The sequence below is a fragment of the Arthrobacter sp. 08Y14 genome (genome assembly GCF_002929455.1).
GTDB classification, from domain to species: domain Bacteria; phylum Actinomycetota; class Actinomycetes; order Actinomycetales; family Micrococcaceae; genus Arthrobacter_B; species Arthrobacter_B sunyaminii.
The window spans coordinates 603,593-619,015 of sequence record NZ_PJIX01000002.1 but is presented as its reverse complement, the minus strand read 5'-3'; the positions used below and the strand labels follow the sequence as shown (position 1 = coordinate 619,015).

Below are 15,423 nucleotides of genomic sequence, written 5' to 3'. Positions count from 1 at the left end.
TGGGGCTCATGACTGACCGCTACCGCATTGCACTCATTCCCGGCGACGGCATTGGCCACGAGGTGCTGCCGCCTGCCCGCGCGGTGCTCGACGCCGTCGCGCGCCGCCACGGCATCGACCTCACCTACGACGAATTCGACTGGTCCTGCCAGCGCTATCTGGAGCAGGGCGCCATGATGCCCGCAGACGGACTGGACCAGATCCGCGGGCACGACTCGATTCTGCTCGGCGCGGTCGGCTGGCCCGGGGTGCCGGACCATATCAGCCTGTGGGGGCTGCTCATTCCCATCCGCCGCGAGTTCCGGCAGTACGTGAACCTGCGCCCTATCCGGGTCCTGGACGGTGTTCCCAGCCCGCTGCGAAGTGAGCTGACGGACCCCGGCGTCGATTTTGTGGTGGTGCGTGAAAACAGTGAAGGCGAGTACTCGGAGATCGGCGGTCGGCTGAACCGCGGGCTTCCTTCCGAAATGGCCATCCAGGAATCGGTCTTCACCCGCGAGGGTGTCACCCGCATCCTTGATTATGCCTTTGACCTTGCGGGCCAGAGGCGGGGTGTACTGACCTCCGCCACCAAATCGAACGGCATCATCCACACCATGCCTTTCTGGGACGAACTGCTGCAGGAACGCGCGGCGGACTACCCCGGGGTGCAGTGGAACCAGGAGCACATTGACGCGCTCGCCGCGAAGGTGGTGCTGAACCCGTCCCGCTTCGACGTAATTGTTGGCTCCAACCTGTTCGGGGACATCCTCAGCGACCTGGCGGCGGCCATTGCCGGCAGCATCGGCATCGCCCCCTCCGCCAACCTCAACCCCGAGCGCGAGTTCCCCTCCATGTTCGAGCCCGTGCACGGCTCCGCCCCTGACATTTACGGCCAGGGCGTGGCAAATCCGCTGGGGGCCATCTGGTCCGCATCCATGATGCTGGACCACCTCGGGCATCCGGAGGCCGGAGCCGAGGTGCTCGAAGCCGTGTTCGGTGTGCTGGCGGATTCGCCGGTGCGGACCAGGGACCTGGGCGGCACCGCCGGCACCGAGGAATTCACCCGCGAAATCCTGGGCCGGATCGGTTAGCCGGAAACCGAACCGGACAGCTCGGTGAGTCGCAGCGCCTCGATGACGGCGTTGGTGACCTCTTCGGTGTCCGCGGATCCGCCGACGTCGCGGGTACGGATGCCGGCGGCCGTGACTGCTGCCACCGCGGCCTCCAGCCTCCGGGCCGCGGCGGGCAGGCCCAGATGGTCCAGCATCAGCGCGGCACTCAGGATGGCTCCCACGGGGTTGCAGATCCCGCGTCCGGCAATATCGGGAGCCGATCCGTGCACCGGCTCAAACATGGACGGGAACCTGCGCTCCGGGTTGAGGTTTGCGCTCGCCGCCAGGCCCAGGCTGCCTGCGAGCGCCGAGCCAAGGTCTGAGAGGATGTCGGCGAAGAGGTTGGATGCCACCACCACTGACAGGTCCTCCGGATGCAGGACAAACTTGGCGCTCATCGCATCCACCAGGACGCTCTCGGTTCTCACATCCGGATAGTCGGCAGCCACGCGCTTAAAGACATCGTCCCAGAGCACTGAACCGTACTGCTGGGCATTGGACTTGGTGACACTGGAAACCTTGCGCACCGGGCGGGTTCGGGCCAGGTCAAAGGCGAAACGGATAATGCGCTCGCAGCCCTTTTCCGTGAACAGCGCGGTTTGTACAGCCACTTCGTTGCCCGGTCCCCTGCCCGAGAGATTGCGCCCTCCCAGACCGGCGTATTCGCCTTCGCTGTTTTCCCGGACCACCACCCAGTCCAGCGGCACCCGGTCGGCCTTGCGCAGCGGGGACTCGATGCCCGGCAGGAATGTCACCGGGCGCACATTGGCCCACTGGTCAAAGTTCTGCGTGATGTTCAGCCGCAGCCCCCACAGGCTCACATGGTCCGGAACGTTCTCCCACCCCACGGCTCCGAAGTAAATGGCGTCGAAGCCGCGCAGCACATCAAGCCCCTCCGGATCCATCATGCGGCCGTGCTCGGCGTAATACTCGGAGCCCCAGGGGAACTCCTGCCACTCAAACCCGAAGGAGCCTTCCGCGCTCCCGTCCGGATTTCCCCCGGACTGATCAGCCAGGGCATCCAGGACCCGCCGGCCTGCGGCAATCACTTCCTTACCCACTCCGTCGGCCGGAATGGCGGCTATTCGAAAGCATTTTTGTACCCGCATAATTTGCTCCTTTTGGCTCTTTCTTCAAGAAAGTGCATAACAGGTTCTGGACGCAGCACAAGGTACTACGCCATAGTGAACGCATTCAACGAGGAAGGACCCCGATTGTGTATACGCAACAGCCGGCTCCAACCGAGGATTCGGGCGCCCCGCAACGCACAGATGTTCGCGCAGCGCTTTTGGGAGGCACCACCTTCCGCAGTCTCAGCGAACAGACGCTCTCGCCCCGGGAGGAGAAGTTTGAACGCGTCCGCCAAACCATCGGCCTGTTCCTGGCCCCCGTCGTCGCCGTCGTTTTCGCACTGCTCCCCCTAAACCTGGATTTACAGCAGCACATGCTCGCCGCAATCCTGCTGGGGGTCATTGTCCTGTGGATCTGCGAGCCCGTGCCCATCCCGATCGGCGGGCTCATCGGCGTCGCGGCCATCGTGATCCTGGGGGTGGCCCCGGCCAGTGCCGTCCTGGCTCCGTTCGGATCAACCACCATCTTCACCTTCATCGGCGCCTTCATCCTGGCGCAGGCCATGCTCAAGCACGGCATAGCACAGCGCCTGGCCTTTGCCGTGCTCTCCGCGCCCGGGGTAGGGAAATCCACCTATCGGGTGGTGATCGCCTTCGGTGTGATTACCTGCCTGCTGTCGGCCTTCGTTTCAAACACCGCCACCGTCGCCATGCTGATGCCCACCGCGCTGGGTGTGCTGGTGGTCATCGCCAAACTGATGCAGGACCGGGGCATCGTCAAAGCTGATTTCGATCCGCTGCGGATGCGCGTCGGTGCCGCCCTGCTCCTGATGCTGGCCTATGGCGCCAGCGTGGGCGGACTGCTCACGCCTGTCGGTTCGCCTCCGAACCTCATTGGCCGCGGACTGATCGAAGAAGCAACCGGTGTCCGCATTTCCTTCGCCCAGTGGATGGCCATTGCCGCCCCCGTGTGCCTGGCGATGTTTGTGGTGCTGTCCCTGGTGATGCTGCTGCTGAACAAGCCGGAAATCCGCCGCTTGGAGGGCGTGGAAGACTATGTGCGCGAGCAGCGAGAGGCCCAGGGAAAAATGTCACGGGCGGAGGTCAACACGCTCATAGCCTTCGGCGTGACCGTCACCCTGTGGCTGGCCCCCGCCGTCGCGAGCCTGATCGGTGGCACGGAATCCGAAGCGTACATCTTCTTGGACGACCGCCTGGATGAAGGAATTGTGGCCGTCCTCGGTGCCTCCCTGCTGTTTATCCTGCCCGTGAACTGGAAGCAGCGGCAGGCCACCCTGACCTGGTCCGACGCAGCCAAGATCGACTGGGGCACCATCCTGCTCTTCGGAACCGGCATTATCTTCGGTGCGCTGCTCGCCTCCACCGGCCTTGCCGAGACGATCGGCAAGGGCGCCTCGGAGAACCTGAACATCACCAACATCGTGGCCATCACAGCGTTCTCCGCAATCCTGGCCATCCTGATCTCGGAAACCACGTCCAACACCGCTTCCGCCGCGGTGATCGTGCCGATCGTGATCCCCCTGTGCCAGGCCATTGGCGTCGACCCCTTTGTGCCGGCTCTGGCAGCCACCTTCGCCGCGTCCTTCGGGTTCATGCTGCCGGTGTCCACACCGCAGAATGCCATTGTCTACGGAACCGGCGCCGTACCCATCACGCGGATGATCCGCACCGGACTGTTCTTCGACATTCTTGGAGCCGTCCTCATTATTGCCCTCGTGCCCGTGATGATTGCCGTCGTAGGAATTGGCGGTTAGCTCCCGCAGCGCAAAGTCAGGACGCTGCAGTCTTCACCAGCCCGAAATGACGTCGCCCTCGAAAGGAACAGCCATGCCCCATGTCACTGTAGGGACCGAGAACACCGGAGACATCAACCTCCATTACCAGGACCAGGGGTCCGGCCGGCCGGTGCTGCTGATCCACGGCTATCCGCTGGACGGAGATTCCTGGGAGCGGCAAACCCGTGCCCTGCTGGGCGGGGGCTACCGGGTGATTACTTATGACCGGCGCGGATTCGGACGGTCCAGCCACCCGAACTCCGGCTATGACTACGACACTTTCGCCGATGATCTCTCCACGATCATCAATGAACTGGACCTGCGGGACGTGGTACTGGTGGGCTTCTCCATGGGCACCGGGGAACTCGCCCGCTACGTTGGCCGGCACGGCACCGAGAGAATCGGCGGCCTGGCCTTCCTCGCCTCGCTGGAACCGTTCCTGCTGCAGACCGATGACAATCCAACCGGCGTGCCGACCGAGGTCTTTGAAGGTATCGCCACGGCCGCCCAGGTAGACCGGTTTGCCTGGTTCAACAGCTTCTTTTCCGACTTCTACAACCTGCCGGAAAACCTGGGCACCCGCATCAGCGAAGAGGCCGTCCGGGGCAGCTGGAACGTGGCTGCGGGAAGCGCGCCGCGGGCGGCGTACGCCGTGGTGCCGTCCTGGCTTACGGATTTCCGGGACGACGTCGTTAAGGTCCGGGAATCAGGGCTTCCGGTCCTCATCCTGCACGGTACTGCCGACAACATCCTGCCCATCGACGCAACCGGCCGTCCGTTTTCACAGGCGCTTCCCGACGCCCGGTACGTGGAGGTGGAGGATGCGCCGCACGGCCTGCTCTGGACCCACGCCGACGAGGTCAACGCCGCCCTGCTGGACTTCCTGGACAGCTGAAACAGGAAGCGCACCTGAACAGGAACTGCAGCTGCCGGACGGCTAGCCGGTGATCTTGTACTTCTCGCGGTCCTCTTCATCCAGGACGAGCTGCTCTTCCACGGTCATGGCGCTGCCGCCGCGGCTGACGGGCATCCACCAGGCGCCCGGTTCAGGTTTCACCGGATAGGTGTCGATGCAGTGGTCCATGCCGGCCTGGAGGGTTTTCTGCAGCAGCTCGGTCGCTTCGGGTACCGACGCATCAGGGGCAACCTGCATCATCGGACTGACATGGATCCGCACCGGGTTCTTCCACACGGATTTCAGGCTAAGTCCGTGTCCGCCGCGGGTGAGCATGCGGTGGCTGCCCCAGACCGAGACGGGAATGATGGGTACGCCGGCTTCGGCTGCCATCCGGACCGCGCCCGTCTTGAGCTTACGTACGCTGAAGCTGCGGCTGACGCCGGCTTCCGGGAGCACGGCAAGATACTCGCCGCGGCGCAGGGCCTCCACTGACTCCGTGTAAGCGGCGGCGCCGTTGGACCGGTCCACAATGATGTGCTCACACATCTCACAGACGGCTTTGACGAAGGGTTTACGTGCCGCTTTCTTGGTGACCAGGAAGCGCATGTGTGCCCGGAGCTTCTTCCACACCAGATACTCGGCGAAAACAAAATCCAGATAACCGAAATGAGTGATGGCCACCACCGCGCCCTTGCCGGGAACAGCTGTCCGGGTCAGCCCGTGGATCTCTTCATTACGGGGAAGGTTTTCGAGGCCGGAGGGCAGGACGGGGATCCGGAAGATCTTGGTCGAGGCGATCCCGGTCAAAACGATGCTGCGGTAGACGTACTTGTTGGGGGGAAACTTCAACGTCATCTCCTCGTGGATTATCCGGGCAGGACAATGATTCTATCTGCTTCGGGGCCGCATTCCCGCACGGAAGTACCGGCAGTCACAGCCGGCTTTTGGCCGTCCTCCCTGCCCCCGGGCCATGCTCCGTGGTTACTGTGGCGTATGGCATGGCGAAACCTGGCACGGGTGCGCGGAGGCCGGGGAGCTCTCAAAGCACATCCGGTCCTTCTCGACGACGCTCAGCGGCTCGATGCCCAACTGGGAGAGATCAACTGGGCAATGCCCCCGGCAGGATCTGTTGACCGCCCCTTTTCAGCGCCCAGCGGAACACTGGCCATGCGGACCATGGGAGCGCCGGCCGATCCACCCGTGGTCCTGGTGCCCGGAGCAATGGGATCCAAGGAAGACTTTTCCCTCATGATGCCGATACTGGCTGCTGCGGGATACTACGTCATCAGCTTCGACCTGGCCGGGCAATATGAGTCAGCCGGGGCAGGACCGGAGAGATTGACGCCGCCGCAGAGCCACTACGAGTATGACCTGTTCGTGAATGACGTCCTAACCGTCCTGGATTCCCTCAGCGGGCCGGCGCACGTGCTGGGCTACTCCTTTGCCGGCATCGTGTCCCAGATTGCCCTCACCCGCCGTCCTGACCTTTTCCGTTCCCTGTGCCTGCTCAGCTGTCCGCCGGTTCCGGGCCAGAGCTTCCGCACCGTCAGCCGGGTGGGCAGGTTTAGCCCCCTGGTCAATGACAAGATGCAGGCCGGACTCATCGTCTGGGGCATCCGCAAGAACTTTGTCGGGGTGCCGGCATCCCGCATGGACTTCATCAGTCACCGCTTTGACTACACGCGGAATGACTCGCTCCGGGACATTGTGGGATTGATGAAGCGGTCACCGGACCTGCGTGCCGCCCTCAAGGCGGCTCCTCAGCCCAAGCTGGTGGCTGTGGGCCGCGCGGATGTGTGGCCGCAATACCTGCATTACTCGTTCGCTGAATCCATTGGCGCCCGCTTTGCCGCCTACGGCGCGGGTCACGGACCCTGTGAGGACGCGCCGCACCAGCTCAGCCGTGACCTTCTGGCGCTCTACGCTTCTGCCGGCTGATCCGGCGGAACGATCCCTCCAGCCTGCAGGCGGGCGCGACGCCGGGCACGACGCCGGACCCGAGGAGATTCGCTGCGGAAATCCAGGTCAAAGGTCTGCCAGGCCATGATCAACCGGCGCTTCAGTCCGCTCCAGTTGTCGAAGGGACGGGCTGACACTCCCACCCTCAGGGTCGGGTCGTACAGCACGGACATCCAGGGCCGGATCTGGTAGCTCAGGTCCAGATCGTCATGGACCTCGTGCAGGTCCCTGTGGACCAGCGGCCGCAGCTGGGCCCACATCGATGCGGACATGCCAAAGTTGGACCCGAAAAGCGGCGGGTGGCCCAGGAGCGCTCCGACCACATGGATGTAGCCGGCAATGTAGATGTTCTGGCCGATCCAGCGGGTGAGCCGGTTGCCGCCGTAGAAGTCTCCGGGACCGGTCACCGCAGTCATCGGCCCCTGGGCAATGAGGATTCGCTCCACGCGTGCCACCCAATCGGCCGGCGGAACCGAATCGGCGTCCAGCCGGGCCAGCAGGTCCCCGGAGGCTGCGTCAAATCCCGCCGCCGTTGCCCCGGCGATTCCGGGAACCGAGAGGAACAGGCGCCGAACTCCGGCAGCGGCACAGACGGCGGCGGTGTCATCGGTACTGCCGTTGTCCACCACCACCACCTCGTCGGGCAGCCGGGTTTGCCGCTGCAGGGCGGCGAGGCAGGCAGCGAGCATGGGAGCGTCGTTGCGGGACGGAATAACCACAGAGAGTGTCGTCATGGTGCTCCGACTGTAGCGGCGTCCGTCCCGGGCGGATATGCCCCGTCCCTTCATCAGCGGCCGCAGCCGCAATTTTCCTGCCGCCGAGGAGTCCGGCCGGCGCGGGGCTCAGTCCTACCGGTCCTGCTGGTAGACGTCGGGAACGCCGTCGGCATCGGCGTCGACGTTTTCCTCCGCCTCGACAGCACGGTAGTGGCGGTTGCGCGGGGTCAGCACCAGGGACGCGAGCAATGCGGCAACAATCGATGCCGTCAGGATGCCCACCTTGGCGTGGTCGTTGGGGATGGTGCCGTGGCCGAAGCTCAGGTCCGCGACCAGCAGCGAGACGGTGAAACCGATGCCGGCCAGCACTGCCACACCGAACAGATCGATCCAGTTGAAGGACGTATCAAGCTTGGCGCGGGTGAGCTTGGTGAGCAGCCAGGTGGTGCCCAGGATCCCGATGGGCTTGCCCAGTACCAGGCCGGCAATGATGCCCAGCGAGATGGGATCGGTCAGCGAGGACATGAAGCCGTCCCAGCCGCCCACTGCGACGCCGGCGGAGAAGAACGCGAAAACCGGTACCGCAAATCCGGCCGAGAGCGGGCGGAAGCGGTGTTCGAAGATCTCCGAGAGGCCGGGGCCTGCCTCAGGCCCGCCGCTGGCCTGGCTGCGGATCACGGGTACCGCGAAGCCCAGCAGCACCCCGGCCACCGTGGCGTGGATGCCGGAGGCATGCACCAGTGCCCAGACGACGACGCCGATCGGCAGCAGGATGAACCACGCAGCGGAGGCTTTCAGCCCGAAGAAACGGCGGTACTTTTGCGCCAGGAAGGTGTAGAGGGCAAGACCGGCGACGGCGAGGAGCAGCGGCGTGATTTCGAGGTCTTCGGTGTAGAAGACGGCAATGATGGTGATGGCGAGCAGGTCGTCAACCACGGCGAGGGTCAGCAGGAAGATCCGCAGGGCGGACGGCAGGTGGGAGCCGATGATAGCGAGCACGGCAACGGCGAAGGCAATGTCAGTGGCGGTGGGAATGGCCCAGCCGTTCAGCCTTTCGGGGTGACCCCAGTTGATGGCGGCATAGATCGCGGCCGGGACCGCCACGCCTCCCACGGCAGCCGCCACCGGCACGATGGCCTTGCTGATGTTCCGCAGGTCGCCGGCGACGAACTCCCGCTTGAGTTCCAGCCCCACGAGGAAGAAGAAGACGGCCAAAAGTCCGTCTGCAGCCCAAGCCCCCAGACTCAGCTGCAGATGCCACGGCTCGTAGCCTATTTCAAAGTCACGCAGCGCAAAGTAGCTGTCCGAAAGCGGTGAGTTGGCCCAGACGATGGCGATCAGTGCGGCCGCCACCAGCAGCATGCCGCCGACGGTTTCCTTTCGCAGGATCTCGCCGATGCGGACCTTTTCGCTGTAGCTGCCGCGGCTCAGGACGCCGGGGCGGTCAGCGGAGGTCTTGGATCCGGGCGACTGAGGCTCCGGTGAGGTGTTGGACGGCATGGAAGCTCCTGAAAAAGCGGTCGACAATGTTGTTGCCGACCAGACTTCCCGGCGCACCTTCGCTCCACTTTACGGGAAACTAAGCCTTCTTGCGTGCACGGCTAGTCCTTTTTGCGCGCACGGCTGGGCTGGACCCGCATCGGTTCACCGGGCATCTTGGGATAATCCGGCGGGAACGGCATCTCTCCCAGACCGGCGTCCACGTCCCGCTGCCACCACTGCAGCAGCACGTCAATGCTGCCGGGATTGGCGCCCATGTCTGCCCATGGGTCCCCCACCGTTCGCAGGCGTTCCGGGACTGTGAGGACGGTGAACTTCCGGGGATCAGCCTTCTCCAGTTCGTCCCAGCGGAGCGGAGTGGACACCGGTGCATGCGGCAGCGCCCGCGGGCTGTAGGCACCGGCAATGGTGCGGTCCCGGTTGGCCTGGTTGAAATCCACAAAGATCTTCTGGCCGCGCTCTTCCTTCCACCAGGCCGTGGTGACGTGCTCCGGCATGCGGCGTTCAAGCTCACGTGCCGCCGCGATGACTGCGTGCCGGACGTCGAGGAACTCGTGGTCTGCGGTGATTGGGGCATAGACGTGAAGGCCGCGGTTCCCCGACGTCTTGATGAATGCTTCCAGACCGGCTTCGGCCAGGACCGCACGCAGCTCAAGCGCGGCGGGAACGGCGTCGTCGAAGTCGGTGCCGGGCTGCGGATCCAGATCTATGCGCAGCTGGTCCGGATTGTCGGTGTTCTCGGCCCGGGACGGCCAGGGGTGGAAAACCACAGTGTTCATCTGCACGGCCCACACGGCAGCCGCAGGCTCGTCGAGCACCAGTTGCGGGTGGGACCGGGCGCTCGGGTAGGTCACGGTGACGGCGCGGATGAAGTCCGGCGCTCCCTTTGGCGGGTTCTTCGAGAAGAACTGTTCGCCGTCGATCCCTTCCGGGAATCTCTGCAGTGACACCGGGCGGTCCCCGTTGGCGGTGATGAAGGCGTTACCAACCTCCGCCACATAATGCGCGAGGTCAAGCTTGGTTAGCCCCTGTTCGGTCCACAGCACGCGGTCCGGGCTGGAGATGCGCATCTCGCGCTCGCCGTGGGGGCCAGGGACAGTCAGGGTGGTTGCTTTGCCAGCCATGGCCATAACCTACTCGGAAATGCCGGTGCCGTCACCGTTCGGCGCCGGTGGGTACGCGCCGGTTGCGCGCCGGTTGCCTGCCGGGGGGCGGTCAGGCGGGTACATCAACCGGTGCTTCAGCGCTGCGGCGGTAGCGCTTGTGGCCGTGGACAAAATGGTAGAGCACCGTGGCCGCTAAGATGCACCCGGCCAGCAGCCAGTACATGCCGTGGAACCCGGTGACGGACACTAATGCACCCAGGGCAAGCGGGCCGAGGCCGACGCCGGCGTCCATCATGATGAAGTAGGTGGAGGTTGCCAGGCCAATGCGGTGCGGCGGCGCCATGGTCACGGCGATGGCCTGGGCGGTGGGAACCAGGGCGCCGAAGCCGATGCCCACAAACACTCCTGCCGCCGCCAGCACCAGGCCGTTGGGCGCCCAGGCCAGCATGGCCAGGCCGGCGGCGAAGGAGACGAGCGTTGGATAAATGACGGCGTTGTCCCCGTACTTGTCCTGCAGCCGTCCCATGAACAGCCGCGAAAGCAGCACCACGGCGGCATACACCAGGAAGAAGGCGCTGGCTGCGCTCACCAAATTCTCCTCCTTGGCATAGGAGTTCAGGAACGTCAGGATGCCGGCGTATGAGGCACCTGCCACAAACATCACGGTGGCAATGGGCAAGGCTGCAGGATCCAGAATGTCCGCAAAGCGAAGATGCCACTTACGCGCCTGTTCCGCCGGCGTGGGCGTGCGTTCGGGCAGCCGAAGCATCAGGGCAACAACCAGGGCCAGGGCTGCGCAGGCGGCGCTGGTCAGGAACAGGAAATCGTAGGTCATGGTGTCCACAATCAGCACGGCCAGAAAGGGGCCGACGGCGGTGGCCAGTGTGGTGGAGATGCCGAAGTACCCGGTGCCTTCCCCTCGGCGCCGGACCGGAATCAGTCCCATGACGGACGCGGAAATGGAAGTGCTGGCCGCACCGAAGGCAGCACCGTGGAACAGCCGGATGGCCAGCAACACGGCCAGGCTGTCCGCCAGTGGATAGAGCAGGGCAGCCGCCGTGAAAACCGCCAGGCCGCCCAGCAGCAGGCGTCTCCGTCCGATGAAGTCCAGGAACTTTCCGCTGAAAACGCGGGCCACGAGAGCCCCGATAACGAAGGAACCGGAGGCAAAACCGGAAGCGCTGTCCGAGGCGGAGAACTGCTCAACGGCATAAAGCGCCATGGTGGTCATCAACAGGTAGAACACCAGCGAGAGGAAAAAGTTGGTGATGATGGCCAGGACGAACCCCTTGGTCCACAGTCTTTGGCCGGATTCCGAAACGCCGCGCGTCACCGCATACTCCTGTTGTCTTGTCCCGGGGTCATGGTGAGAAGGATATTGTGCCGGGCCAGGCCCCTGATGAACCGGCGGAACAACGTTACGCCTCCCGAAAATCGAGAGTGAAACAAAGACCGGTAAGTGTGGCTCTTCTCTCATGCCTGCGGCAAGGACCGGCCCCAGGTTTTCTCCGGGCAGCAGACGCGGCAAGACTCCCCTTCCCTGTTCGGGTGAGCTGCCGCGGACATAAACTTCTACCCATCCGGCCTGCGAAAGGACCGCTGCCCCATGAGGAACCCGTATCTGCCGGCATGGTGGACCAGCGCCGTCGTCTACCAGATCTACACGCGGAGTTTTTCGGACAGTACGGGGGACGGCATCGGCGATATCACGGGTGTCATCGAGCGTCTGGACTACCTCAGCGAGCTGGGGGTGGACGTCATCTGGCTCTCCCCCATCCACCAGTCTCCCCAGCATGACAACGGTTATGACATCTCCAACTACCGGCGCATCGACCACCTGTACGGCACCGAAGAGGAGTTCGACCATCTGCTGGCCGAAGTGCACCGGCGCGGCATGAAACTGATCATGGACCTGGTGGTGAACCACACCTCCGACCAGCACTCGGCCTTTGTGGTCTCATCGTCATCCCGCAGCAACGTGTCGCGGGACTCCTACTATTGGCGGGATCCGCGGCGGGGATTTTCTCCCGATAACCCGGGCGCCGAACCGAACAACTGGGGATCCATCTTTGGCGGCAGCGCATGGGAATACGACCCCCGAACGGAGCAGTACTACCTGCACCTGTTCAGTCCCCACCAGCCGGACCTGAACTGGGAAAGCACCCGCGTCCGTACCCGTGTCTACGCAATGATGAACTGGTGGCTGGACCGGGGCATTGACGGGTTCCGCATGGACGCCATCAACTTCATTTCCAAACGGCCCGCCCTGCCGGACAGCCCGGTGGGAAGCGGCGGGATGTACGCGAACGGGGCTCCTTTCTACGTCTCCGGTCCCCGGGTGCACGAGTTCATCCAGGAGATGATGCGGGCGGTCTTCGATTTCCGGACCAGTGAGTATCTGGTGGTGGGAGAGACCGACGGCGTGACGGTGGAGGAGGCGGTGCTGTTCACCGATTCCCTGCGCGGGGAGCTGGACATGGTCTTCCAGTTCGAGCACATGCGCCTGGATCACGGGCCGGGCGGCAAGTGGGACCACCTGCCCATGAAGCTGCGCGACTTCAAGACGATCGCGAACCGGTGGCAGCGCTCGCTGGCAGACCGCGGCTGGAACAGCCTTTACCTGGGAAACCACGACCAGCCCCGGTCGGTGTCGCGTTTCGGCGATGACGTCAAGTACCGATATGAATCAGCCACCCTGTGGGCAACGGTGATCCATCTGCAGCGCGGCACGCCGTTCATTTACCAGGGCGACGAAATCGGAATGACCAATGCCGGCTTCACGTCACTGGACCAGTACCGGGATGTGGAATCGCTCGCCTACTATGACTACGCGGTCACCAGGGGCATAAACGAGGAACATGTGCTGGACATGCTGGGAAAGGTCAGCCGTGACAACGCACGAACTCCCATGCAGTGGGATGACTCCCCCAATGCGGGGTTTAGTGCAAGCAAACCCTGGATAGACGTCAATCCCAATTACCGGTCCGTTAACGCCGCGGCGGACAGGACCTCCGAGAAGTCAATTTTTCGTTACTATCAGCGGCTGATCCAGCTCCGTCACGAATCCTTGGTGGTATCCCTGGGGGACTTTGAAATGCTGGAACCCAACGACCCGCAGCTTTTTGCCTTCCGGCGCCGCCTGGGCAACGAGGAGCTGATCATCATGTGCAACGTCTCCGCCGGTTTGCTTCCCGTGCCCGCCTATCTGCGCGGTCCGGAACTGGTGCTGGGTAACTACAGGGCGCCCGGCGACCCCAAGGTGCTGCGGCCGTGGGAAGCCCGAGTGCACCGCCTAACGCCGGTTTCCCCACCGCCCGGGTCTGAGCCGCAGGGCTCCTAGCGCCGGATGATCCTCCGCTTCCGCGCCTCATTGACGGCAGCCGTACGGTTGTCCACGCCGAGCTTTTCGTAGATGTGCACCAAATGCGTCTTGACCGTGGCCTCGGAAATGAAGAGCTGCCGGGCCATCGCACGGTTGGCCATGCCGTCGGCCAGCAGCTGAAGCAGTTCCAGTTCACGCGGACTCAGCGTAGTTTCCGGACTGCGCAGCTGACCGAGCAGGCGTCCGGCCACCTGGGGAGCAAGCGCCGTCCGACCCTGCGCAGCGGCTGCGACAGCAGCACGGATCTCTTCCGGCGCCGCGTCCTTCAGCATGTAACCGGCGGCGCCGGCGTCGACGGCGGCAAGAATGTCCGCGTCGCTGTCATACGTGGTGAGAATAAGGACCGGCGGACCGCCCGCTGCCCTGATCCGCCGCGTCGCCTCCGCGCCGTCCAGCCCGGATCCCATCTGCAGATCCATCAGCACCACATCAAACGGCGTACCCAGGGCTTCCTGGCGGGCCACCTCTGCGATGGCTGCAGCTCCGTCAGCGGCTTCTGCCGCTACCTCCAGCCCGTCGAAATCACCGAGCATGGCCCGCAGCCCGGCCCGGACCACCGGGTGGTCATCCACCAGCAGGACGCGGAGGCCGGTCATGCGTTAGCCCCGGGAACCGCGGCGGAGTCCGTGGCTGCATCCAGCGGAAGCCGCAACGCCACCACAGTTCCCTCGCCCGGCGCCGACTCCACGCTCAGGGAGCCGTGCAGGTCGGCTATCCGCTCGCGCAGGGAGAGCAGGCCAAAGCCCGAGCCGTCGGCCCGGGGGCCGGTGGGGAGCGCCTCCGGATCAAAGCCCCCGCCGTCGTCGAACACATCCAGCGCCACGGAGTCCGGTGAGTATTCCAGGGTAACCACCGCGTTGGACGCGCCGGCGTGGGCCTCAATATTGGCCAGCAGCGACTGAGCTGCCCGCAGCAGAGTGGCCTCATAAGCAGGATGCAGGGGAACCGGGGTCCCGTCCACCCGGAACATGCACCGCAGCGACCCGACGCCGGCAGCGGCCCGCCGCGCAGTATCCGAACACAATGCAGCGAGGCGCGCGTCGAGGGAACCCCGTTCCAGCGGCGCCGCAGCAAGGCCGCGGACAAACCTCCGGGCCTCGGCGAGGTTCTCTGCGGCGGTGCCCTGGACCAGCCCGATTCGTTCCTTGGCCAGTGCCGGGTCACCTGCATCAAGGGCGCTTCCGGCCGCACGGGAGAGCAGGACGATGCTGGACAGGCCCTGGGCCAGGGTGTCGTGGATTTCCCGGGCCAATCGTTCGCGCTCGGTCAGTACTCCGGCATAGTGCTGGGACGCGGCCAGCTCGCCGCGCGTGCGGTGCAGCTCCGCGAGCGCAAGGCGCTGGTTGACGCTTTCACGGTGAAGGGATGAATACGCGCTGCCCATGACGACCGCAAACAGTGCACCGATCACCGGGCCGAGGAAGGCGGCTGCACTCGGCTGACCGGTGCGCGCCCACTGCGCCAGAATCACGGCGGCAGTGGTGACCAGAACGGCTCCGAGCGCCGGGACGGTCCGCAGCAGCTGAAGGTCCAGGAAGAACAACGGGAAGGCCAGCCAGGAGAACTCCGGGCTGATGACCAGCAGGCACAGCCACAGCACTGTCACCACAGCGAGCCAGGCTGCGCCGTAGCGGCGGGGATCCGGTCCCCTGCCGGTGGAGGCGTGCCGGCTCTCAATTACGGTGCCTGCGACGTACACCGCGGCCAGCACTGCACTTCCCGCATAGGCGCACGCGCGCACCGGCCAGGCCTGCGCAGTCATGCTCATCTGGATCACCGCCAGCAGGAGCAGGCCGGCAAACGCGGTGTGCAGGGCGATGCGCAGTGCCCGCAGCACCACGTCGCCGGGGGAAGCGCCGTCGGTCCGTGGGTAGGCAGCACTCATATGGTCCAGCCTAGGCT

13 protein-coding genes are annotated in these 15,423 nt (G+C 64.6%); 5 read left to right on the top strand and 8 right to left on the bottom strand.

The genetic code is table 11. The features are described 5' to 3' along the window. Positions 1–8: 8 nt before the first annotated feature. Positions 9–1,073: a tartrate dehydrogenase gene (locus CXR03_RS09425; RefSeq protein ID WP_104104079.1), complete on the top strand. Its 1,065-nt coding sequence runs from the start codon at positions 9–11 to the stop codon at positions 1,071–1,073. Here the strand turns inward: CXR03_RS09425 and CXR03_RS09420 are convergent. Continuing rightward, entirely contained in the window at positions 1,070–2,203 is a 1,134-nt protein-coding gene (locus CXR03_RS09420) for a tartrate dehydrogenase (RefSeq protein ID WP_104054296.1), read from the bottom strand. The two genes, CXR03_RS09425 and CXR03_RS09420, sit on opposite strands and share 4 nt — an antisense overlap. Before the next feature lie 107 nt (positions 2,204–2,310). Between CXR03_RS09420 and CXR03_RS09415 the strand changes: the two genes are divergently transcribed. Continuing rightward, positions 2,311–3,939 carry a DASS family sodium-coupled anion symporter gene (locus CXR03_RS09415; protein WP_104054297.1) on the top strand — a complete coding sequence of 543 codons (1,629 nt, stop codon included), beginning with the start codon at positions 2,311–2,313 and terminating at the stop codon, positions 3,937–3,939. 73 nt (positions 3,940–4,012) lie between these two features. Next, complete coding sequence (locus CXR03_RS09410; protein WP_104103560.1) at positions 4,013–4,855, top strand: alpha/beta fold hydrolase; 843 nt, start codon at positions 4,013–4,015, stop codon at positions 4,853–4,855. A gap of 42 nt (positions 4,856–4,897) precedes the next feature. Here the strand turns inward: CXR03_RS09410 and CXR03_RS09405 are convergent, their stop codons facing one another. Then, positions 4,898–5,707, bottom strand: coding sequence for a 1-acyl-sn-glycerol-3-phosphate acyltransferase (locus CXR03_RS09405; RefSeq protein WP_258073580.1), 810 nt, complete (start codon positions 5,705–5,707; stop codon positions 4,898–4,900). A 144-nt stretch (positions 5,708–5,851) separates the two neighbouring features. Between CXR03_RS09405 and CXR03_RS09400 the strand changes: the two genes are divergently transcribed. Next, the gene (locus CXR03_RS09400) at positions 5,852–6,796 is read left to right on the top strand and encodes an alpha/beta fold hydrolase (protein ID WP_104103557.1); all 945 of its coding nucleotides are present in this window, start codon (positions 5,852–5,854) and stop codon (positions 6,794–6,796) included. Here the strand turns inward: CXR03_RS09400 and CXR03_RS09395 are convergent. The 4 genes from CXR03_RS09395 to CXR03_RS09380 form a co-directional block, all read right to left on the bottom strand. Beyond that, a complete protein-coding gene (locus CXR03_RS09395) occupies positions 6,778–7,551 on the bottom strand; it encodes a glycosyltransferase family A protein (RefSeq protein ID WP_104104078.1) in 774 nt (257 codons plus the stop codon). The two genes, CXR03_RS09400 and CXR03_RS09395, sit on opposite strands and share 19 nt — an antisense overlap. Before the next feature lie 114 nt (positions 7,552–7,665). After that, positions 7,666–9,033 carry a Na+/H+ antiporter NhaA gene (gene nhaA / locus CXR03_RS09390; RefSeq protein ID WP_104103555.1) on the bottom strand — a complete coding sequence of 456 codons (1,368 nt, stop codon included), beginning with the start codon at positions 9,031–9,033 and terminating at the stop codon, positions 7,666–7,668. 101 nt (positions 9,034–9,134) lie between these two features. Then, the gene (gene ligD, locus CXR03_RS09385) at positions 9,135–10,157 is read right to left on the bottom strand and encodes a non-homologous end-joining DNA ligase (RefSeq protein WP_181034547.1); all 1,023 of its coding nucleotides are present in this window, start codon (positions 10,155–10,157) and stop codon (positions 9,135–9,137) included. A gap of 91 nt (positions 10,158–10,248) precedes the next feature. After that, positions 10,249–11,472: an MFS transporter gene (locus CXR03_RS09380; protein WP_258073579.1), complete on the bottom strand. Its 1,224-nt coding sequence runs from the start codon at positions 11,470–11,472 to the stop codon at positions 10,249–10,251. 273 nt (positions 11,473–11,745) lie between these two features. Between CXR03_RS09380 and CXR03_RS09375 the strand changes: the two genes are divergently transcribed. Beyond that, positions 11,746–13,479, top strand: coding sequence for an alpha-glucosidase (locus tag CXR03_RS09375; protein ID WP_104103554.1), 1,734 nt, complete (start codon positions 11,746–11,748; stop codon positions 13,477–13,479). Here CXR03_RS09375 and CXR03_RS09370 read toward each other — a convergent pair. After that, entirely contained in the window at positions 13,476–14,117 is a 642-nt protein-coding gene (locus tag CXR03_RS09370; RefSeq protein WP_104103552.1) for a response regulator transcription factor, read from the bottom strand. The genes CXR03_RS09375 and CXR03_RS09370 overlap by 4 nt on opposite strands. After that, positions 14,114–15,406: a sensor histidine kinase gene (locus CXR03_RS09365; RefSeq protein ID WP_104103551.1), complete on the bottom strand. Its 1,293-nt coding sequence runs from the start codon at positions 15,404–15,406 to the stop codon at positions 14,114–14,116. The genes CXR03_RS09370 and CXR03_RS09365 overlap by 4 nt, the downstream gene beginning before the upstream one ends. Positions 15,407–15,423 lie beyond the last annotated feature (17 nt).